This window comes from Catonella sp., from assembly GCF_052169795.1.
In the GTDB taxonomy this organism is placed as follows: domain Bacteria; phylum Bacillota; class Clostridia; order Lachnospirales; family Lachnospiraceae; genus Catonella.
Genome location: NZ_JBQNBU010000041.1, coordinates 1 through 19,128 on the forward strand (window position 1 = coordinate 1; position 19,128 = coordinate 19,128).

Consider the following 19,128-nt stretch of genomic DNA (forward strand, 5'->3'; position numbering starts at 1 on the left):
AAGAAGTAGAGTTTGCAGATATATCTGCAGATAAATTCAGGATTTGAGCAAAATAAAGAAAAAGTGTCAAAATAGCCCCTAAATTTCCTTGGAAAAATGTCATTTTAAAGGTATAATAACCTTGGAAAACGCACAAAGCATTTCTTTGTATTTACAATATGCTTTTAATGCTTGTGCTACCTGAGAGAAAATTTGATAAAGTTAATGCTATAGACTGAAAAAACTAAAAAGCAACCCTACCATTTTGCAAAAGTCACATTACATCTTGAAAATTCCATAAATTTCTGCTAAAATGTAACCAAAGATTTTTTGAGGGGCTTGACAGGGAAAATGAGAAAAGATAGCATTATTACAGACAGACAGACAGACAGACAGACAGACAGACAGACAGAGGTAATTTAGCTTTACCTCAGTTCTGTTTTGGTATCTTTGTAAAATTAAATAGGGATAAACTATGTAAATTAAGGATTGCTTGAGGACTAATTCTCAGGTAGTCCTTTTGTTTTTAAATTTAGGTAAATATTAAATGGAGGAAAGAATACTATGAAACCAAGAATTAAGAAACAAGTCTTTTCACTTGCACTTGCACTTAGCCTTTCGTTTGGAATGACAGAACCGGCTGCAAAACTTACCTTTGCAGCAACCAAAGGAGCAGATAAGCTCTACTCAGCAAAGGCAGATAAAATCGACATTTACAAAAAGAACAAGGAGGCAAATACCAGAAACTACAAGGCGGATTGGAACGAGAAAATCTTCTACACTCTTGAAGATATCAACACTAAGAGCAGCAAAGACGGTCAGATAAAGAAGTACAAGCTGGTTAGAAAAGAGCTGATAAATAAGAAAAATGGCAACCGTATAGAGTATGAAGTATATAAGCACCCAAAGACAGGGAAAATGCACAAGATAGTGTCCATAGAGCATAGGAAAAATGATCTTGAGATAACAGATTATTACTATGACGACAAAGGAAAGCCAAACTTCATCTACTAGAGAAAAGACAGCATCTACACCCCTACCTACGCAAGCTTTGAGAGGACAGGGGACAGATATTTCTTTAACAATGACAGCCTGATAAAGTGGCGCTGGGTAAAGAAGGCAAATAAAGTAGAAGAAATAAGCCTCAAGGTAGATAAGAACAGAAAAGATGTAAAGCAGTATGATTATAAGGGAATAAGCAAGAGCAAACAAAGTTCCTATGATAAAAATGAAGTAAAAATGCTAAATGCAGCCTACAATACCTACAATGCAATGCTTAAAAAGTCTAAAAAAAGCGTGGCAAAAGGCTATATTTTAGATTCAAAGAGAAATCCTGTGGCAAATGCTACAGTTGAGTTCTTATACTCAGGAAAGGTAATAGGTACTGTAAAGACCAATGCTAAGGGATACTATACTACAGGTTTACTCCCTGTAAAGGAAGGCTATACTCTTAGGGTATCTGCAGATGGATACATTACTACAGAAGGTGCTAAAGCAGTTATAGACAAGACAGGAGTTATTATTTGGATAGCTAATATAACTCTTGTAGCCATATCAGAAGCAAGTCATAAGGTAAGCATAAATGTATATGACGGTGAGAATATAAAGTACAGCAAGAAAAATATAGTAAAAACCTCGCTTTCAGGGGCTGAAGTAATAGCTAGAAAAGGCTTAAACAACAAGACAGGGGAGCAGGTAACTATAGGCAATACAGATGCAGGTGGAAACCTTGTAATAGAGCTTGTAAATGGAGTTTATACCCTTGAAATAAGGATGAATGGATATGTTGTAGGCTATAAGACTATAGTAGTAGATGATGATAAGAATGTAACGGTAGCTATGACCAGACCTGTAACAGATAATCAGATGAAGGTAGTGCTTTCCTGGGATGGGGCAAATGATCTTGACTCCTACCTCTTTACACCATACAAGGCAAAAAAGGGAAATATGGCGTACATTGGCGGAAATGTAAAAAAGGATAAACATGGCAATAGCTTATATCTTGACAGCAAGGACGGAAACGGGGTTGAGATAATTAACATAGCCAATATAAAGAAGGGATATTACAAGTATTATGTATCCGACTACACAAACAGTCTCAAGAAGAACTACTCAGCTAAGGACATGGAAGGACTTAATATAAGGGTAGAGGTATATGACAAAAATGGTCTTACAGCAGTTTATATAATACCATACAATCCAAATGGCGTAATATGGGAAGTATTTGAGATAAAGAACGGAAAAGTAGTGCCTTTACAGAATACCTATAAGAATGTGAAAGAAAAGAAATGGTGGGTGGAGAAAAAGAGAAAAGCATATGAGACTGGAGAAGTGGTGATACCGTTTAAATATGATGAGGCACGGAATTTCAACGAAGGACTGTCAGCAGTTGCACTAAATGGAAAGTGGGGCTGTATAAATAAGTCAGGTAGGGAGGTGATACCATTAAAGTATGATGGATTAGACAGATTCAGAGTATTTAGAGAAGGACTAGCTAAAGTGGAACTAAATGGTAAGTGGGGCTATATAAATAAGTCAGATAGGGAGATGATACCATTAAAATATGATTTTACATACGGTTTCGGCAAAGGACTAGCAAGAGTAGAATTAAATGGTAAGCATGGCTATATAAATAAGTCAGGTAGAGAGGTGATATCATTTAAGTATGATAATATGAGTTTTTTCTCCGAAGGGCTAGTAGAAGTGAAATTAAATGGCAAGTGTGGTTATATAAATAGTAAAGGTAAAACTATAATACCATTAAAGTATGATGATGCGGGTGATTTCAAAGAAGGGCTTGCACCAGTTGAATTAAATGGTAAATGGGGATTTATAAGCAGGTAAGGAAAGTGTGACTTCAAAACTTTGAGGGGGATGGAAGCCAAAATGAAAAATATAAACTGAAGGAGATTTTTATCATGAATATTGAGAAGAAAACTGAATTTTTAAGAGTATATAAAAAAGATGGAGGAAATACTATCTACAATGATGATGCTTGGAAAAAAGAATTTCCAGATAAATTATACAGATATAGACCATTAAGAGACAATGCTGAAAATGAATTCCATGCTTTAGAAAATGATAAGGTATGGGCAGCAGTAGCAGACAAATTTCCAGATGAATTTAGGCATACTTATAAAATTAAAGGAATAGGTAATGATGTTGATAAACTAGTTATTGAAAAAGTGGTATCAGCATTTATAGAACATAAAGGAGATGTAGATAAAGCAATTGAGGTTGCATTTGATGGGAAAAACAGTGATTTATACAAAGAAAACATGGAGGTTATAAAATATGCTAAGATAATTTTATCGAATATTCCTAAAAATAGAGAAGTTTTACGCAGTAAAACTATTAAAAAAGATGTAGAGAAACTTTTGCTGAATGGAAAAGAAACTAAAATAACTGGGAAAATGGGAGAACTTATAAGAAAAGATATGGCATTAACTTGTTTTACTGATATTAGTAATTGTTCACACTTGTGGGAGAAATTTGGTGGTACACACAATGGATTTTGTGCATTATATGACTTTGATAAAATGATAAAAAATGGAAATTATGTTCTTCCTATACATTATACTGATGACACACAAGAACTAGAATATGATGAACTTTTTAAAATATGTTTTTATAAAATAACTGAATTTTGTGAAGAATCTGAATGGAGAATGCTGAACAAAAATGATGGAAAAGAAGGAAAACTGGTAGATATTGTAACTCCAGATGAAATTATATGTGGAAGTAAGGTAGATGTAGCTAATGAAGCAAAGTTGAGGCAGATTTGTGAAAAAAAAGGGATTAAATTTTCTAAGGAAAGTTAGAATATAGTTGAGATAACTTCAATGAATTAAAATAAATTAAGGAGCAAAATCATGTTAAAATCAAAAAAATTAAAAACTTTAACCGCCATCCTGGCCACAGCCCTATTTGTATCAGGTACAAACCTTACCCCAGCCTATGCTAAAGGGCTTAGTAAGGCAGTAAAGAAAGAATATGTAAAGATATTGAAGAAGGGGTGTGTAGATGACTATGATGGTATGAGTAATACAGAATTTAATATTGTTGATCTCAATAACGATGGAAAAGACGATTTGATTGTAGAAACTTTTGCTACTCCGCGTGGAAGAAGTTCTTGTGATGTTTACTTGAATTTTGGAAATAAAATTAGAAAAGCAAAAATTATTGGTGTTGGTGTCAATGGTCCTTTTGGACAAGGAAGTGGAGAATCAGGTGGAATTTTTGCGACAGATGGTATAAAGCTATATAAAAATTATGTAATGGGAGCTATGCACTTTTGGAGCAGTTTTGTTGATACAAAAGATTATGAGATTTATAGAATAGATAAAAAAGGTAATTTAAATCTTGCTTATACATATCATTATGAATTTGACGAAATGAGTTCAAAAAAATCAAATAAATATCATAAGATAGTGAATGGCAAACCAAAAAGAATATCTAAAAATGAGTACAAAAAATTTGCATCTAAGTTTAAAGAAGTAAAAAAAGAGTGGCACAGATGGGACTTAGAGAATATAAAAGAGCATGTAAGCAGCATAAAAACAGATTCAAATGTAACTGGCAAGAAGCACAGAGTTAAGGCTAAAAAATCAAAAAATCTGAAGGCACATTTGGAGTATGAAAAATTGCTTAGGTATTTGATGGCAGCACCTGAAAGAACTATGGGGGAGTCAGCTGAAAATCCACCTGCTGATGCGTCGTATGATATGGTTGGTTTGCCTACCATGACTTTGATGGTGATAAGGTAGATGAACTTATCTGCTCATTTGACTATAATGATCCTATAAATCAAGGAAGGGGGCAAATGATAGAAAGAGTATATACATATAGAAATGGTAAGGTAAATAAAATATTTGAGCAAGGGCATTGGAACCAGATGTTTCATTATGATTTTTATTCTCCAAATTTCCTTGGAGTATCTGGTGGAGGATTTTATTCAAAATATAAAATGGTAAATGGAAATGTAGTGTGCATTGAAGAAGGTTCGTTTTCGGAAGGAGATGTGACATTTCAAGATTTAGTTCCAGAATATTTTGTTAAGAACATAGATATAACTGAAGCAAATTTCAGAAAATACAGAAATACCTACAACAGCAGTGGTTTTAAATCTGATATTTCATATCAATGTGGAAGTTGAAGATGTAATTTAAAGGCAGGAGCAGAGGCTTCTGTCTTTTTTACAAGCTTGTGACAACTATTCCTGTATGATTATTCTAATAAATTATTTCCACAGAAAGTCAGATATTATCCCATAACCTGAGTTTTAACTAAGTCTAAATTTAGCTGAAACTGCGCATACACCAAAGTTAGCCACAATCTGAAACTGCGTATACATCAAAGTTCACAGCATTATAAAAGTGCGTATACACAAAAATTCGCTTCAATATTAAATTGCGCTTTTTGGGAAATGGTGGTAAAATGGGCTTGTGGAGGTGTGATAAATTGATTTTTAAAAGAAAGATATATGAAAAACTGCTAGAGTGGAAAAACCTAAATGGCAGAGAAGCCTTGCTTATTGAAGGAGCAAGGCGGGTTGGAAAATCAACTATAGTGCAGGAATTTGCAAAAAACGAATACGAAAGCTTTATTTTAATAGATTTTGCAAGAATATCAAATGAGGTAAAAGATTACTTTACGCGGTTTAGTAACAATTTAGATACTCTTTTTATGCTGTTACAAAATATATATGGTGTTGAATTAAAGGAGAGGAAAAGCCTTATAATTTTTGATGAAGTACAAAGATTTCCTGCTGCCAGAGAGCTGGTTAAATATCTTGTGGCTGACGGAAGATATGATTATATCGAAACCGGTTCGCTTATATCCATAAAAGAGAATGTAAAAGATATAGTAATTCCTTCTGAAGAGAGAGCTATAAAAATGTATCCCATGGATTTTGAAGAATTTTGTATTGCAATGGGAGATAAACCTCTTACTATATATATACAGGATTGTTTTTTGAAAAATATTCCATTAGAGAGGGGCTTGCATGAAAAGGCAATGCAATTATTAAGGGAATATATGCTTGTTGGTGGTATGCCACAAGTGGTTTCTATATATATAGAATCTCATAAAAATTTTGGAGAAGCGGACAGGATAAAGAGGAATATATTAAATCTCTATCGTGAAGATATTATGAAAATAAATGCCAGATACAGATCCAGAGTAATTGCTCTCTATGACATATTACCGGCACTGCTTTCAAAGCATGAGAAGAGAGTGGTTTTTGGCAATATTATAAACGGTTCATTTGCAGAACAATATGCAGAAACTTTTTTCTGGCTTACAGATAGCATGATTGTTAACGAATGCAGAAAAACTGATGATCCTAATATTGCACCGGCACTTAATGCTTCTGAAACATACATTAAATGTTATATGTGTGATACCGGCTTGCTTTTAAGCCATGCATTTAATGAGAATGAAATAATGGAAAATGAAGTCTATAAACAGATTCTGATGGATAAATTATCCCTGAATGAAGGAATGCTTTATGAAAATCTGATTGCACAGATGCTTACTGCAAATGGACATAAACTGTACTTTTATACACATTATAATGAAGAAAAGCACAGAAATGATATGGAAATAGATTTTTTGCTGTCTAATAACAGTAAGCTTAAATATAAGATGTTTCCGATAGAAGTAAAATCAGGAAAAAGATATACGACAAAGTCATTATCACGCTTTAAGGAAGTGTATGGCAAGCGTATAGGTAACTGTTATATTATTCATCCGAAGAACCTTAGCGTAAAAGATGATATAATCTGCATACCGCCATATATGACAGGGTTATTATGATTCTCATACCAATCAATATCTTATTGACAACATATCACCGACAGTAGTACAATATACTACAAAGAAAGGAGGCGAATTATGGCATTTTCAATAAGATTAACAGAAGAAGAAAAATCATTGGCAGACAGCTATGCAAAGCTTAATTCAATGTCTTTGGGCGAGGCATTTAAGAAAGCTTTATTTGAGAAAATAGAAGATGAGTATGATATCAAGGTTGGTGAAGAAGCATATAAGGAATATGTAGATAGCGGAAAGAAAAGTCGTCCATTTGCTGAACTTAAGAAGGAGCTTGGCTTATAATGTACAGAGTAGAGACTACAGCTAGATTTGATAAGGAATTTAAGAAGCTTGACAGGTATACACAGAAGATGATTGCTAACTGGATTGAAAAGAATCTTGAAGAAATAGATAATCCATATAAACAGGGAAAAGGTCTCACTGCAAACAGAAGCGGCAGTTGGAGATATAGGATAGGCGATTATCGTCTTATTTGTGAGATAAATGATAATGAGCTCATCATTTTGGCACTTACTGTGGGACATAGGAGAGAAGTTTATATTAGGTAAATATTTTTGACACCCACATAAAAAAATGGAAAAAATCAAAGTAAAAGAATTAGTGGCAAAATCTGATAAAATCTGGTACAATAAGCTGATATTTGTATTAAGGGAGGAAGAATAATAAATGTGGGCTTATGAAAAAGTGTTTTATCAGTTTTATCCGATGGGATTTTGTGGTGCACCTTTTGAAAATGATGGAAAATTAGAGCATAGAATACTGAAGGTGCTTGATTTCATTCCACATCTTAAAAAGATGGGCATTGGAGCTGTGTATTTTTCACCGGTATTTGAATCAGACACACATGGCTATAATACAAGAGATTATAGCAAGATAGATGTAAGGCTTGGAACTAATGAGGATTTCAAAAAAGTTTGTGAAGAACTTCACAAAGAAGGTATTAAAGTAGTTCTTGACGGAGTATTTAATCATGTAGGAAGAGGCTTCTTTGGTTTTAAGGATTTGCTTGAAAAAAGGGAAAATTCTCAGTACAAGGATTGGTTTAACATTAATTTTGGTGGAAACAGCAACTACAATGACGGGCTGTGGTACGAAGGTTGGGAAGGTCATTACGATTTGGTTAAGTTAAACCTTAGAAACAATGCAGTCACAGACTATCTTATAGAAAGTGTAAGAGGCTGGGTAAAGGAATTTGACATAGATGGTCTTAGGCTTGATGTAGCTTATATGGTAGACAGGGATTTCTTAAAGAGACTAAGATATGAAACAAGTCAGATGAAGCCTGAGTTTTTCCTTGCCGGAGAAATGATAGGCGGTGACTATAATCAGATTATGAATGATGAAATGTGCCATTCTGCTACTAACTATGAGTGCTATAAGGGCATTTATTCAAGTCTGAACAGCTTAAACCTTTTTGAAATAATGCATTCCCTTAACCGCCAGTTTGGAGAGGAAAACTGGACTTTATACAGAGGCAAACATCTTTTAAGCTTTGTAGATAATCATGATGTATCAAGGCTTGCCAGTATTCTTACTGAGGAGAAGCATATTCCGCTTGCCTATGCTCTTATGTTTACGATGCCGGGCATACCTATGATTTACTATGGAAGTGAATGGGGCTTTAAGGCAGATAAAAAAGAAGGAGACCCTGCACTCAGACCTGCATTTGAAAAACCTGAATTTAATGAACTTACAGGGTATATAACTAAATTAATAGAGATATATAATGAAGCTCCTGCACTTTGCTATGGAAGTTTTAAGGCTCTTCAGATAGCAAATAAGCAATGTGCATATTTAAGAGAGAAAGATGGAAAACGCATTGTGGTTGCTGTAAATGCAGACAGTGGAAATGCAAGGCTTAATTTTAATCTTGAGGGTGTAAGCGGAAGTCTTACAGATTTGCTTACAGGAGATAAGGTGGAGTTTAATTCAGGAATTGAGATGGAAGGCTTTAGGGCTTATATATTTGAGATTTAATTAAAATATATCCTGTATCCAGTAAAATATAGAATTCTATATTTTGGCTAGATACAGGATTTTATATTTAATATATGAAAATCATTATGTTTAGGTTTGCAATTTACAATGGAATGAGGTAATACAGTCTTGATACTTATATTGAGATAGAGTTATAATAAGGCTTGATTATAACATATGTACGAGGAAGGATATTTTCATAACATAATGAGAGTATATTTTATAAAAGATAACATAAAAATTCAGAAGAAATACAAACAGAGAAAAATATAACAGAAGAAAAATATAAATATTTCAGATAATTTAGCAGTATTCAGATATGCTTACAAGTATGACAGAAAGGCTTATCCAAAAATAAAATAAAGAAATAAAGTTCTTAGGAGAATTTGATGAGAATCACTAATGTGCTTAACTACCTTGAGGCTGTGGTGGCGAAATATCCCAATAAACCGGCTTTTGTGGGAGAATACTCAACACTTACCTTTAGGGAATTAAAAGATAGGGCAGATACTGTAGCTTCATTTGTAAGTGAAAAAGAGATATACAAAGAACCGATACTGGTTTTTATGGAAAAATCTCCTGAAGAGGCCTCCGCCTTTCTGGGGATAATAGAATCAGGAAATTACCATGTAGCTATGGACTTAGAGATGGCAGATGGCAGGCTTAATCATATTATGAAGACCACAGATGCAAAGCTTATGATTTGCGATAGTTTTACAAAAGAAAAAGCAATGAATCTGGGATTTGCCGGAGAAATCATAAGTTTTGATGAGATTAAAAACACACCTAATCTGGAAAAACTTGCTGAAATTAGAAGAAAAGCAATAGACACCGATCCTATTTACATTGTGTTTACTTCCGGTTCTACAGGAGTTCCCAAAGGAGTAATTGCTAATCATAGAAGTGTAATTGACTATATAGAGGAATTAGGCAAAGTTTTAGAATGTGATGAGACAACGGTTTTTGGAAATCAGGCTCCGCTTTACTTAGATGCCTGTTTAAAAGACTTTTATACCACAATGAAATATGGTGCTACTACTTATCTCATTCCTAAAAAGATGTTTATGAGTCCTGTAAAGTTGATAGAATATCTAAATGATAATAAGGTTAATACAATCTGCTTTGTAGTTTCGGCACTTACAATACTTACAAAACTAGGGGCTTTTGAATTTGTAAAACCTGAATATCTTAGGACTATCGCTTTTGGTGGGGAAGTTTTTCCGATTAATCATTTTAAACAGTGGAAAAATGCCTGCCCTAAGGCAAAATTTATTAATCTATATGGACCTACTGAGTGTACGGGAATGAGCAGCTTTTATATCGTTGACAAAGTAGAAGATATTGAAAATGGTATTCCTATTGGAAAGCCTTTTCAAAATACTGATATTTTTCTCTTAGATGAAGAAGATAATAATGTTTTACAGGGAGAAAAGGGAGAAATATGTATCAGAGGTACTGCAGTTACACAGGGATACTATAAGGATTTTGAAAGAACTAAGGAGAGCTTTGTACAAAATCCATTAAATAAAAACTTTTTAGAGACGATATATAGAACCGGTGACATAGGTTATTTTAATGAAAATAATGACTTAATCTTTGTGGGAAGAAAAGATAACCAAATAAAGCACATGGGATATAGAATCGAACTGGAAGAAATAGAGTCTTTGGGTAACTCCTTTGAAAATGTGGTAAGAGGAGCTTGTGTATATAATAAGGATATGGGGAAGATATGCTTTTTTTATGAGGGCAGTGCAGAAGTTCCTATAGTAAAGGCTTTATTTAAAGAGAAACTTCCTGCTTACATGGTGCCGGGAAAAGTAGTGAAGGTGGAGCATCTTCCTGTTATGACAGGTGGTAAGATTGATAGGATAAATTTGTTAAATATGATTAGTAGAGAGGGAAAATAAGAAATGGAAAAACAAGATTTGGTAGAAATTTTGCAGGAAATTCATCCTGAGGTAGATTACGAAACTGAAAAGAGTCTGATTGATTCTAAAATTTTTGATTCTATGGATATTGTTACACTTATTTCAGAGATTGCAGACAGTTTTGAAATTAAAATTCCTGCAAATGAGATAGTACCTGATAATTTTAACTCTGCAGATGCTTTATTTGAACTGCTTAAGGAATTGGAGTAAGCCATGCTATTTGTATCCTATGAATTCATTGCGTTTTTATGCTTGGTTGTGATAGGTTACTATACTTTTTTTAAAAGGTTTCAATGGCAGTTTTTACTTTTTGTGAGTTTCTTGTTTTATTATTTATCAGGAAAAGAATATCTTATATATATTTCCGGAGTAACAATAGCCGTTTATCTGACAGCAATCAGAATAAGTAAATTACACGATGGATTAAAAGAAAAAAAGACAACATTAGATAAACAAGGGTTTAAGAATGAAAAAAAGCGGGTAGGGAAGGTTCAAAAAAGATGGTTCTGCCTGGGACTTTTTATCGCACTGGTTTTACTTGGAATACCTAAATATACTAACTTCATAATTCGCAATATGAACTTTATATGGAGCGGTATTTTAGGGAAAAAAGCTTTTAATTTTGTGGATTTATTACTTCCTCTGGGTATTTCTTTTTACACATTCAAGAGTTTAGGCTATTTAATTGATGTATTTCGTGGAAAATATCCTGCAGAAAAGAACTTAGCAAAATTTGCACTTTTCGTATCATTTTTTCCGCAGTTGATACAGGGACCTATTAGCCGATTTGATGCAATCTCTGAGTCTTTATTTGAAAAACATGAGTTTTCGGAAAAGAAATTTATTAGGGGATTATACAGACTTCTTTGGGGATATTTCAAAAAAGTAGTGATAGCCGATAGAATAATGACTGCTGTTGTAACAATTATTGCAGAGCCTGAAAAGTATAATGGTGGCTTTGCTTTTTTAGGAATTGTTTTTTATACTATTCAAATTTATGCAGATTTTACCGGCGGTATAGATATTACTATAGCAATAGCTGAAATGCTTGGAATAAAAACAGAAGAAAACTTTATCAGACCTTATTTTTCAAAATCAATTAAAGAGTATTGGAACAGATGGCATATTACTATGGGCAGCTGGTTTACAGAGTATGTATTTTATCCTCTGTCAGTTTCAAATGCCATGCTTTTCATTTCAAAGTCGGCAAGGAAACATCTTGGTAAAAATATTGGAAAAAGAGTGCCGGTATATATTTCAACACTGACAGTATGGTTTCTCACAGGTTTTTGGCATGGAGCAGGCTGGAACTTCATAGTATGGGGTTTATTAAATGGCTTATTTATGTTAATCTCAGAGGAATTGAAGGGCTTTTATGAGCTTTTTCACAGGTTTGTACCGATAAAGAAGTGTAGACTCAGGATTTACGATGCTCTCTGTGTTATGAGAACTCTATTTTTTGTAAGTAGTGTGAGAATGCTTGACTGCTACGGAGATGTGGGACTGACATTCAAAACTTATTTTAGCATCTTTACAGTAAACAACTGGCATTTGATAGGAAAAGAGGAGCTTGGATTGGATGCGATCCAATTTGCAGTAGTGGGAGTAGGTGTCATTATTCTCTTTGCTGTGAGCCTTTTAAATAGAGGTGGAGATTTAAGAGATAAAATTTTGGCTAAGAAAGCCTTACTTTGGTATACAGGACTGGGAGCCTTATTCATAGTCATTCTAGTATTTGGAGCCTATGGAATGGGATTTGATTCTTCTCAGTTTATTTACAATCAGTTTTAGGAGGAGGAATGAAGAAAACATTTTATATAATTTCAGGAATCATTCTAATGATTGTGATTCTTTATGTATTGCAGAGCCTGTTAATGCCTAAGTATATAGAAGATATTCCGGAGGGAGCCTTAGTTTCGGAATATTATAAGGAAGATAAAAATCATGATCTACTCTTTATAGGTGATTGTGAGGTATATGAAAACTTTTCGCCAAAGGTATTATGGGAGGAGTATGGAATAAACAGCTATATCAGGGGCAGTGCCCAACAACTAATCTGGCAGTCATACTATCTTCTAAAGGAAATGCTTAAGGAAGAGAAACCTAAGGTTGTTGTCTATAATGTACTCGCTATGAAGTATGGAGTACCACAAAAAGAGAGTTATAATAGGATGACCTTGGATGGAATGAAATGGTCAAAAGAAAAAATAGATGCTATTAATGCATCTATGCTACCTGAGGAAAAAATGATTGAATATATATTTCCTATTTTGCGATTTCATTCCAGATGGAGTGAGCTTTCAAAACAGGATTTTCACTATCTCTTCCATAAAGATAAAGTCTCAAACAATGGCTATCTAATGAATGCAGATATAAGGGCAGCAGGTAAGATGCCGAAACCAAGGCCGCTGACAAAATATAAATTTAGTGATAATTCATATGCTTATCTTGATAAGATGGTTGAACTTTGCAGAGAAAATGGTGCGGAGCTTGTCTTAATCAAAGCTCCGGTTTTATATCCTTATTGGCATAAGCAGTGGGATAAACAAATTGTTAAATATGCTAAAGAAAAGAAACTTACCTATATTAATTTACTTGAGCATATAGAGGATGCCGGTATTAATTTTAATACAGATACCTATGATAAAGGATTACATTTAAATGTATATGGGGCGGAAAAATTAAGCAGGTATTTCGGGAAAATCTTGAGAGATGATATGGGACTTGCAGACAGAAGAAGTGAAAAAGAACTTTCAGAAATATGGAAGGATAAGATAATGTCTTATGAAACGGAAAAGAAGGAAAGAGAAGAGAGGAGAGTTGTAGAATGAAGAAACCACAAATTCTTCTAGAAGTTTGGAAGCTGAGATAAAAGATTATACAGTTAGTGTAGTTGAAGAGCCAAAGAAAGACAATAAAATTTTTCTAAAATTACACTTGAAACTTGCTGTAGACTGTGTTAATATATATAGTGGACTTTATTCAGAAAGGAGTTTTCGAAATGAAAGTTAGGTCATCTGTGAAGCCAATTTGCGAAAAGTGCAAGGTTATCAAGAGAAAGGGTGCAATCAGAATCATCTGTGAGAACCCAAAACACAAGCAGAGACAGGGATAATTCTGATTAAGATTAATAATTAGGAGTCTTGCTTTCTGCGTTATGGATATCACCGGAAATGTGAGCCGGTCATATCTGTGATACCGTATTTATAAGTTTATGCTTATATTATGAAGATAAATTTTTCTTCACCTCGAAATTAATATTTCGTTGTACGGTTTAAAGCGGCTGGGTAGAAGGAAATCATCATTCCAATACCAAATTTCACATATATTGTTACTAATAATTGAAAAAATAACGGAGGTTAAACGCTAATGGCTCGTATTAGTGGTGTCGATTTACCAAGAGAGAAGCGTGTAGAGATTGGCCTTACTTATATCTACGGTATAGGAAGAGCTAAATCTAATGAAATTTTAACAAAAGCAGCTGTTGATCCGGACATTCGTTGCAAGGATCTTTCTGACGAACAGGTTGGAAAAATTCGTGATGTGATTGAGGAATCCGTTCTGGTTGAAGGTGATCTTCGTCGTGAAGTAGCTATGAATATCAAGAGACTTCAGGAGATCGGTTGTTACAGAGGTGTTCGTCATAGAAAGGGACTTCCTGTTCGTGGTCAGAACACAAAGAACAACGCAAGGACAAGAAAAGGTCCAAAGAAGACCATCGCAAATAAGAAGAAATAATTAAAGGAGGATTCTTAGGTCATGGCTAGTGCAAAAGGTGCAGCAAAAAAAGTGACAAAGAAGCGTGTGAAAAAGAATGTCGAGCGCGGACAGGCACACATTCAGTCATCATTTAATAATACAATAGTTACATTAACAGATTCTGAAGGCAATGCTCTTTCATGGGCAAGTGCAGGCGGACTTGGTTTCAGAGGATCCAAAAAGTCTACCCCTTATGCTGCTCAAATGGCGGCAGAGACTGCAGCAAAGGCAGCAGTTATCCATGGATTAAAGTCTGTTGAGGTTATGGTTAAGGGACCGGGAGCAGGAAGAGAAGCAGCTATCCGTGCTTTAGAGGCTTGTGGAATTCAGGTAACCAGTATAAAGGATGTTACTCCGGTACCTCATAACGGATGTAGACCACCAAAGCGTAGAAGAGTTTAATTCCAGGTAGATTATTTTAGGAGGAAAAATAAATGGCAAGAGATATGGTGCCTGTATTAAAGAGATGCAGGGCTCTCGGCATAGAACCAATGGTTATGGGACTTGATAAGAAGTCCAAAAGAACGCTTGTTAACGGAAGAAGAAAAATAAGCGAGTATGGTGCTCAGCTTCGTGAGAAGCAGAAAGCTAAGTTTATCTATGGTGTATTAGAGAAGCCTTTCCGCAATAATTTTGCAAGGGCTCAGAAACTTAAATACGGTACAACAGGCGAGAACCTTATGATTCTCCTTGAGTTAAGACTTGATAATGTAATCTTCCGTCTTGGACTTGCAAGAACAAGAAAAGAAGCAAGACAGATGGTTGGACATAAGATGGTGCTTGTAAATGGTAAGCAGGTTAATATACCTTCTTATAATGTAGCTGTAGGCGATAAGATTGAGATTAAAGAGAAGAAGAAGTCTATCCAGAGAATCAAGGATGTTCTTGAAGCTACTAATGGAAGACTTGTTCCGGCTTGGCTTGAAGTGGATCGTGAAAATCTTACAGCAACCGTTAAGGAAATTCCAACAAGAGATCAGATAGATGTTCCTGTAGATGAGGTGTTCATTGTCGAGTTGTACTCTAAGTAATTAATTCGAATAACACACTTAAAGGAGGAGCCTGATAAATGTTTGATTTTAAGATACCGAATATTGAAATTGATGAGATTTCTAATGATAAGAAACATGGGCGCTTCATAGTTGAGCCGCTTGAGAGGGGTTATGGAATCACTCTTGGCAATTCGCTCAGAAGGATTATGCTTTCATCTCTTCCCGGAGCAGCAGTAACGGCTGTTAAAATTGAAGGAGTTAAGCATGAGCTTAGTTCTGTGCCGGGTGTAAAGGAAGATGTTACGGAAATTATTATGAACATCAAAAGCCTTGCTATCAGAAATGAAAGTGAGACTGATGAACCTAAGACCGCATACATTGAATTTGAAGGAGAAGGCGTTGTAACAGGTGCAAACATTCAGGTAGATTCAGATATTACAATTACCAATCCGGAACAGGTGATAGCTACTCTTAATGGTGGCAGTAATTGCAGGTTGTATATGGAACTTACTATAGGGCGTGGACATGGATATGTTTCATCCGATAAAAATAAAAGTGATGATTTAGCCATAGATGTTATTCCTATTGATTCGATTTATACGCCTGTTGAAAGAGTAAATATCAATATTGAGAATACCCGTGTAGGTCAGATGACGGATTATGATAAGCTTACTTTGGATGTATATACCAATGGTACTATGGGTCCTGATGAGGCAGTAAGCCTTGCAGCCAGAGTGATGAGTGAGCATCTTAATTCTTTCATTGATTTGTCTGAAAATGCTAAGGTAGTGGATGTTATGGTGGCTAAGCCTGATAATGAAAGAGGCAGGGTACTTGAGATGACTATAGATGAACTTGAGCTTTCAGTTCGTGCATTTAACTGTCTTAAGAGATCAGGCATCAATACTGTTCAGGAATTAGTTGAAAAAACGCATGAAGATATGATGAAAGTGAGGAATCTTGGAAATAAGTCTCTTGAAGAGATTAAGGCCAAGATTAAACTGTTGGGACTTTCACTTAATGAAGGCGATGAATAAATTAGGAGGATATAAGAATGGCTGGCTATAGAAAGCTTGGTAGAACATCAAGTCAGAGAAAGGCTTTACTCAGAAGTCAGGTAACAGAGCTTTTATATCATGGCAAGATTGTTACCACAGAAGCTCGTGCTAAGGAGCTTCGCCGTATAGCTGAGAAGCTTATCACACTGGCTGTTAAAGAAAAAGATAATTTTGAAACAGTTACAGTTAAGTCAAAAGTTGCTCGTAAAGATGCTAATGGCAAGAATGTAAAAGAAGTTGTAAATGGTAGAAAAGTAACTGTATTTGATGAAGTGGATAAAGAGGTTAAGAGAGACCTTCCTACCCGTCATAATGCAAGAGTGCAGATAAATAAGGTGCTTTACACAGTTACAGAGCATCCTGAGAAGGCTGCCGGAAGAAAGAAAAATACAAAGGTTGTTGATCTTTCTAATAAACTTTTTGATGAGATAGCACCTAAGTATGCTGACCGCAAGGGAGGATATACTAGAATCGTTAAGATTGGTCTCCGTAAGGGAGATGCTGCTATGGAAGTTCTTATTGAGCTTGTATAATTAAGATAATAATCTGGAAATTAAAGAGAAACTGTAACAGGTTTCTCTTTTTTTTTAATAGAAAATTACGAGAAATTTACAGTTAAGCAGAATACTTTTTCTTGATGTCTATGAAAATGGTTTCGCTGAGAGAGATATATATGAAAGTATTTTCATATCGTTGTGCAAAATAGACAAAAACTAAGATATAAATTTGACAATAATAACATTATAATATAAGTAATTAAAAATACTTTCAAAATATTGTAATAATCTTGAAAATAATTTTAATTAGGTTATAATACAATCATAGATTTTGAAATTCAGAAAACAAAGAGGAAGATTATGAATGAAAAAGTAAATTCACTTAAAGGTAAGCTGATAGTATCCTGTCAGGCACTCCCACATGAACCGCTCCATTCTTCTTTCATCATGGGAAGAATGGCTTATGCAGCTAAAGAAGGCGGGGCTGCAGGTATAAGGGCAAATACTAAAGAAGATATAGCAGAAATCCAGAAAAATGTAGACCTTCCTATTATAGGTATAGTAAAAAGAGATTATGAAGGCTCAGATGTGTATATAACCCCTACAATGAAGGAAATAGAAGAACTTATGGAAGTTAAGCCTGAGATTATTGCTATGGATGCAACTATAAGCAAAAGACCGGGTGGACTTACTATAGATGAGTTTTTTAAGGAAGTGAAGGCTAAGTATCCTGACCAGCTTTTTATGGCAGACTGTTCAACAGTAGAAGAAGCACTTCATGCAGATGAATTAGGGTTTGACTTTGTGAGTCCGACTATGGTAGGTTATACTAAGCAGAGTGAGGGACTTAAAATAGCAGAAAATGATTTTGAGATTCTCCGTGAGATTATAAAAAATGCAAAACATCATGTAATAGCTGAAGGAAATGTAAATACACCGGAGAAAGCAAAAAGAGTAATTGAATTAGGAGCTTTCAGTGTTGTGGTAGGTTCAATAATCACAAGACCACAGCTTATAACGAAATCTTTTGCAGAAGCATTAGCGACTGTAGAATAAAGAAAAAAGTCATTTTAAGGAGGAAAGATCTATGAAATTGAAAAAAGTAACATCTCTTGCACTTGCTGCTGTTATGGCAGCATCACTTGTAGGCTGTTCAAAGCCTGCAGAAAAGCCTGCAAGTACACCTGAAAAGAAGTCATCTGTAACAGAAACACAGGCTTCAAGTGCGGTATCTGTAGCAAGCAACACAGCTTCTGCTCCGGTAGAGACAACAGGTGAAAAGGCAGCAATTACCCTTTGGACATATCCAATAGGTAAGTGGGGTGATTCTGCGACAGTTGACGGACTTCTTAAGAATTTTAATGCTAAGTATCCTGATATCAGCGTAAGTGTTGAGTATCTTGATTACACTAACGGCGATGATCAGATAAACACAGCTATTGAAGGTGGACAGGCTCCTGACATTGTTATGGAAGGTCCTGAAAGACTTGTAGCTAACTGGGGTGCAAAGGGACTTATGGTAGACCTTTCAGACCTTTACACAGATGCTTCAAAGGATTTCTATGAGAATGTTAAATCAGCTTGTATGAGTCCTGATGGAAAGGCTTATGAGTATCCACTTTGCATGGTTGCACATTGTATGGCTATAAACAAGAAGGTATTTGAAGAAGCAGATGCTATGAAATATCTGGATGCAGAGAAACATACTTGGACAACTGAGAACTTCCTTAAGGCAGTTCAGGCTGTACACGATAAAGGACAGGAAAACGTACTTGCTGTTTACTGTAGTGGACAGGGCGGTGACCAGGGAACCAGAGCTTTTATAAATAACCTTTATGGTGGAACATTTACAAATCCTGAGCATACACAGTACACAATAGATGATGAGAAGAATATTAAAGCTCTTGAAACACTTAAAAATCAGAAGGGTGTTAACTTTGATCCTTCTTTAGTAGGTGGTGATGAGATTACTCTTTTCCGTAATGGAACACTTGCTGTATCACTTTGCTGGAATGCTGCACAGCAGAACAACTCAGACAATGCTGAAGCAGGAAAGACAAATGATGGTGCAGAAATCCTTCCTATGCAGTTCCCTTCAGAGGAT

General features: G+C 35.0%; 21 protein-coding genes. All 21 read left to right on the top strand.

The window, feature by feature from the left end; genetic code table 11:
- Positions 1-543 precede the first annotated feature (543 nt).
- The gene (locus ACTTKP_RS07395; RefSeq protein WP_442553263.1) at positions 544-993 is read left to right on the top strand and encodes a hypothetical protein; all 450 of its coding nucleotides are present in this window, start codon (positions 544-546) and stop codon (positions 991-993) included.
- Between the two features lie 225 nt (positions 994-1,218).
- On the top strand, positions 1,219-2,823 hold the full coding sequence (locus ACTTKP_RS07400; RefSeq protein WP_442553264.1) for a WG repeat-containing protein: 1,605 nt from the start codon (positions 1,219-1,221) through the stop codon (positions 2,821-2,823).
- 74 nt (positions 2,824-2,897) lie between these two features.
- Entirely contained in the window at positions 2,898-3,800 is a 903-nt protein-coding gene (locus tag ACTTKP_RS07405) for a hypothetical protein (protein WP_442553265.1), read from the top strand.
- 51 nt (positions 3,801-3,851) lie between these two features.
- A complete protein-coding gene (locus ACTTKP_RS07410; RefSeq protein ID WP_442553266.1) occupies positions 3,852-4,745 on the top strand; it encodes a hypothetical protein in 894 nt (297 codons plus the stop codon).
- 56 nt (positions 4,746-4,801) lie between these two features.
- Positions 4,802-5,134, top strand: coding sequence for a hypothetical protein (locus tag ACTTKP_RS07415; RefSeq protein ID WP_442553267.1), 333 nt, complete (start codon positions 4,802-4,804; stop codon positions 5,132-5,134).
- Between the two features lie 305 nt (positions 5,135-5,439).
- Positions 5,440-6,795, top strand: a complete 1,356-nt coding sequence (locus ACTTKP_RS07420) for an ATP-binding protein (RefSeq protein WP_442553268.1) — start codon at positions 5,440-5,442, stop codon at positions 6,793-6,795.
- Positions 6,796-6,873: 78 nt separating this feature from the next.
- Positions 6,874-7,095 (top strand): type II toxin-antitoxin system RelB family antitoxin, encoded by a 222-nt coding sequence (gene relB, locus ACTTKP_RS07425; RefSeq protein WP_315104799.1) that lies wholly within the window; start codon positions 6,874-6,876, stop codon positions 7,093-7,095.
- The gene (locus ACTTKP_RS07430) at positions 7,092-7,361 is read left to right on the top strand and encodes a type II toxin-antitoxin system RelE family toxin (protein WP_442553280.1); all 270 of its coding nucleotides are present in this window, start codon (positions 7,092-7,094) and stop codon (positions 7,359-7,361) included. The genes relB and ACTTKP_RS07430 overlap by 4 nt, the downstream gene beginning before the upstream one ends.
- Positions 7,362-7,479: 118 nt before the next feature.
- Positions 7,480-8,790 (top strand): alpha-amylase family glycosyl hydrolase, encoded by a 1,311-nt coding sequence (locus ACTTKP_RS07435; protein ID WP_442553269.1) that lies wholly within the window; start codon positions 7,480-7,482, stop codon positions 8,788-8,790.
- 389 nt (positions 8,791-9,179) lie between these two features.
- Positions 9,180-10,697, top strand: coding sequence for an AMP-binding protein (locus tag ACTTKP_RS07440; protein WP_442553270.1), 1,518 nt, complete (start codon positions 9,180-9,182; stop codon positions 10,695-10,697).
- Between the two features lie 3 nt (positions 10,698-10,700).
- Positions 10,701-10,928, top strand: coding sequence for an acyl carrier protein (locus tag ACTTKP_RS07445; RefSeq protein ID WP_442553271.1), 228 nt, complete (start codon positions 10,701-10,703; stop codon positions 10,926-10,928).
- Between the two features lie 3 nt (positions 10,929-10,931).
- The gene (locus ACTTKP_RS07450; protein ID WP_442553272.1) at positions 10,932-12,509 is read left to right on the top strand and encodes an MBOAT family O-acyltransferase; all 1,578 of its coding nucleotides are present in this window, start codon (positions 10,932-10,934) and stop codon (positions 12,507-12,509) included.
- Between the two features lie 8 nt (positions 12,510-12,517).
- Entirely contained in the window at positions 12,518-13,549 is a 1,032-nt protein-coding gene (locus ACTTKP_RS07455; protein ID WP_442553273.1) for an SGNH/GDSL hydrolase family protein, read from the top strand.
- A 170-nt stretch (positions 13,550-13,719) separates the two neighbouring features.
- Complete coding sequence (rpmJ, locus tag ACTTKP_RS07460) at positions 13,720-13,833, top strand: 50S ribosomal protein L36 (RefSeq protein ID WP_023353537.1); 114 nt, start codon at positions 13,720-13,722, stop codon at positions 13,831-13,833.
- 254 nt (positions 13,834-14,087) lie between these two features.
- On the top strand, positions 14,088-14,456 hold the full coding sequence (gene rpsM, locus ACTTKP_RS07465) for a 30S ribosomal protein S13 (protein WP_023353536.1): 369 nt from the start codon (positions 14,088-14,090) through the stop codon (positions 14,454-14,456).
- Positions 14,457-14,477: 21 nt separating this feature from the next.
- On the top strand, positions 14,478-14,879 hold the full coding sequence (gene rpsK, locus ACTTKP_RS07470; protein WP_442553274.1) for a 30S ribosomal protein S11: 402 nt from the start codon (positions 14,478-14,480) through the stop codon (positions 14,877-14,879).
- Positions 14,880-14,911: 32 nt separating this feature from the next.
- Entirely contained in the window at positions 14,912-15,508 is a 597-nt protein-coding gene (gene rpsD / locus ACTTKP_RS07475; protein ID WP_442553275.1) for a 30S ribosomal protein S4, read from the top strand.
- Between the two features lie 38 nt (positions 15,509-15,546).
- On the top strand, positions 15,547-16,506 hold the full coding sequence (locus ACTTKP_RS07480; protein ID WP_442553276.1) for a DNA-directed RNA polymerase subunit alpha: 960 nt from the start codon (positions 15,547-15,549) through the stop codon (positions 16,504-16,506).
- A 17-nt stretch (positions 16,507-16,523) separates the two neighbouring features.
- The gene (rplQ, locus tag ACTTKP_RS07485) at positions 16,524-17,060 is read left to right on the top strand and encodes a 50S ribosomal protein L17 (protein WP_442553277.1); all 537 of its coding nucleotides are present in this window, start codon (positions 16,524-16,526) and stop codon (positions 17,058-17,060) included.
- 324 nt (positions 17,061-17,384) lie between these two features.
- Positions 17,385-18,080 (top strand): N-acetylmannosamine-6-phosphate 2-epimerase, encoded by a 696-nt coding sequence (locus ACTTKP_RS07490; RefSeq protein WP_442553278.1) that lies wholly within the window; start codon positions 17,385-17,387, stop codon positions 18,078-18,080.
- Positions 18,081-18,111: 31 nt separating this feature from the next.
- The coding region (locus ACTTKP_RS07495) for an ABC transporter substrate-binding protein (protein ID WP_442553279.1) at positions 18,112-19,128 on the top strand (1,017 nt) is incomplete at its 3' end.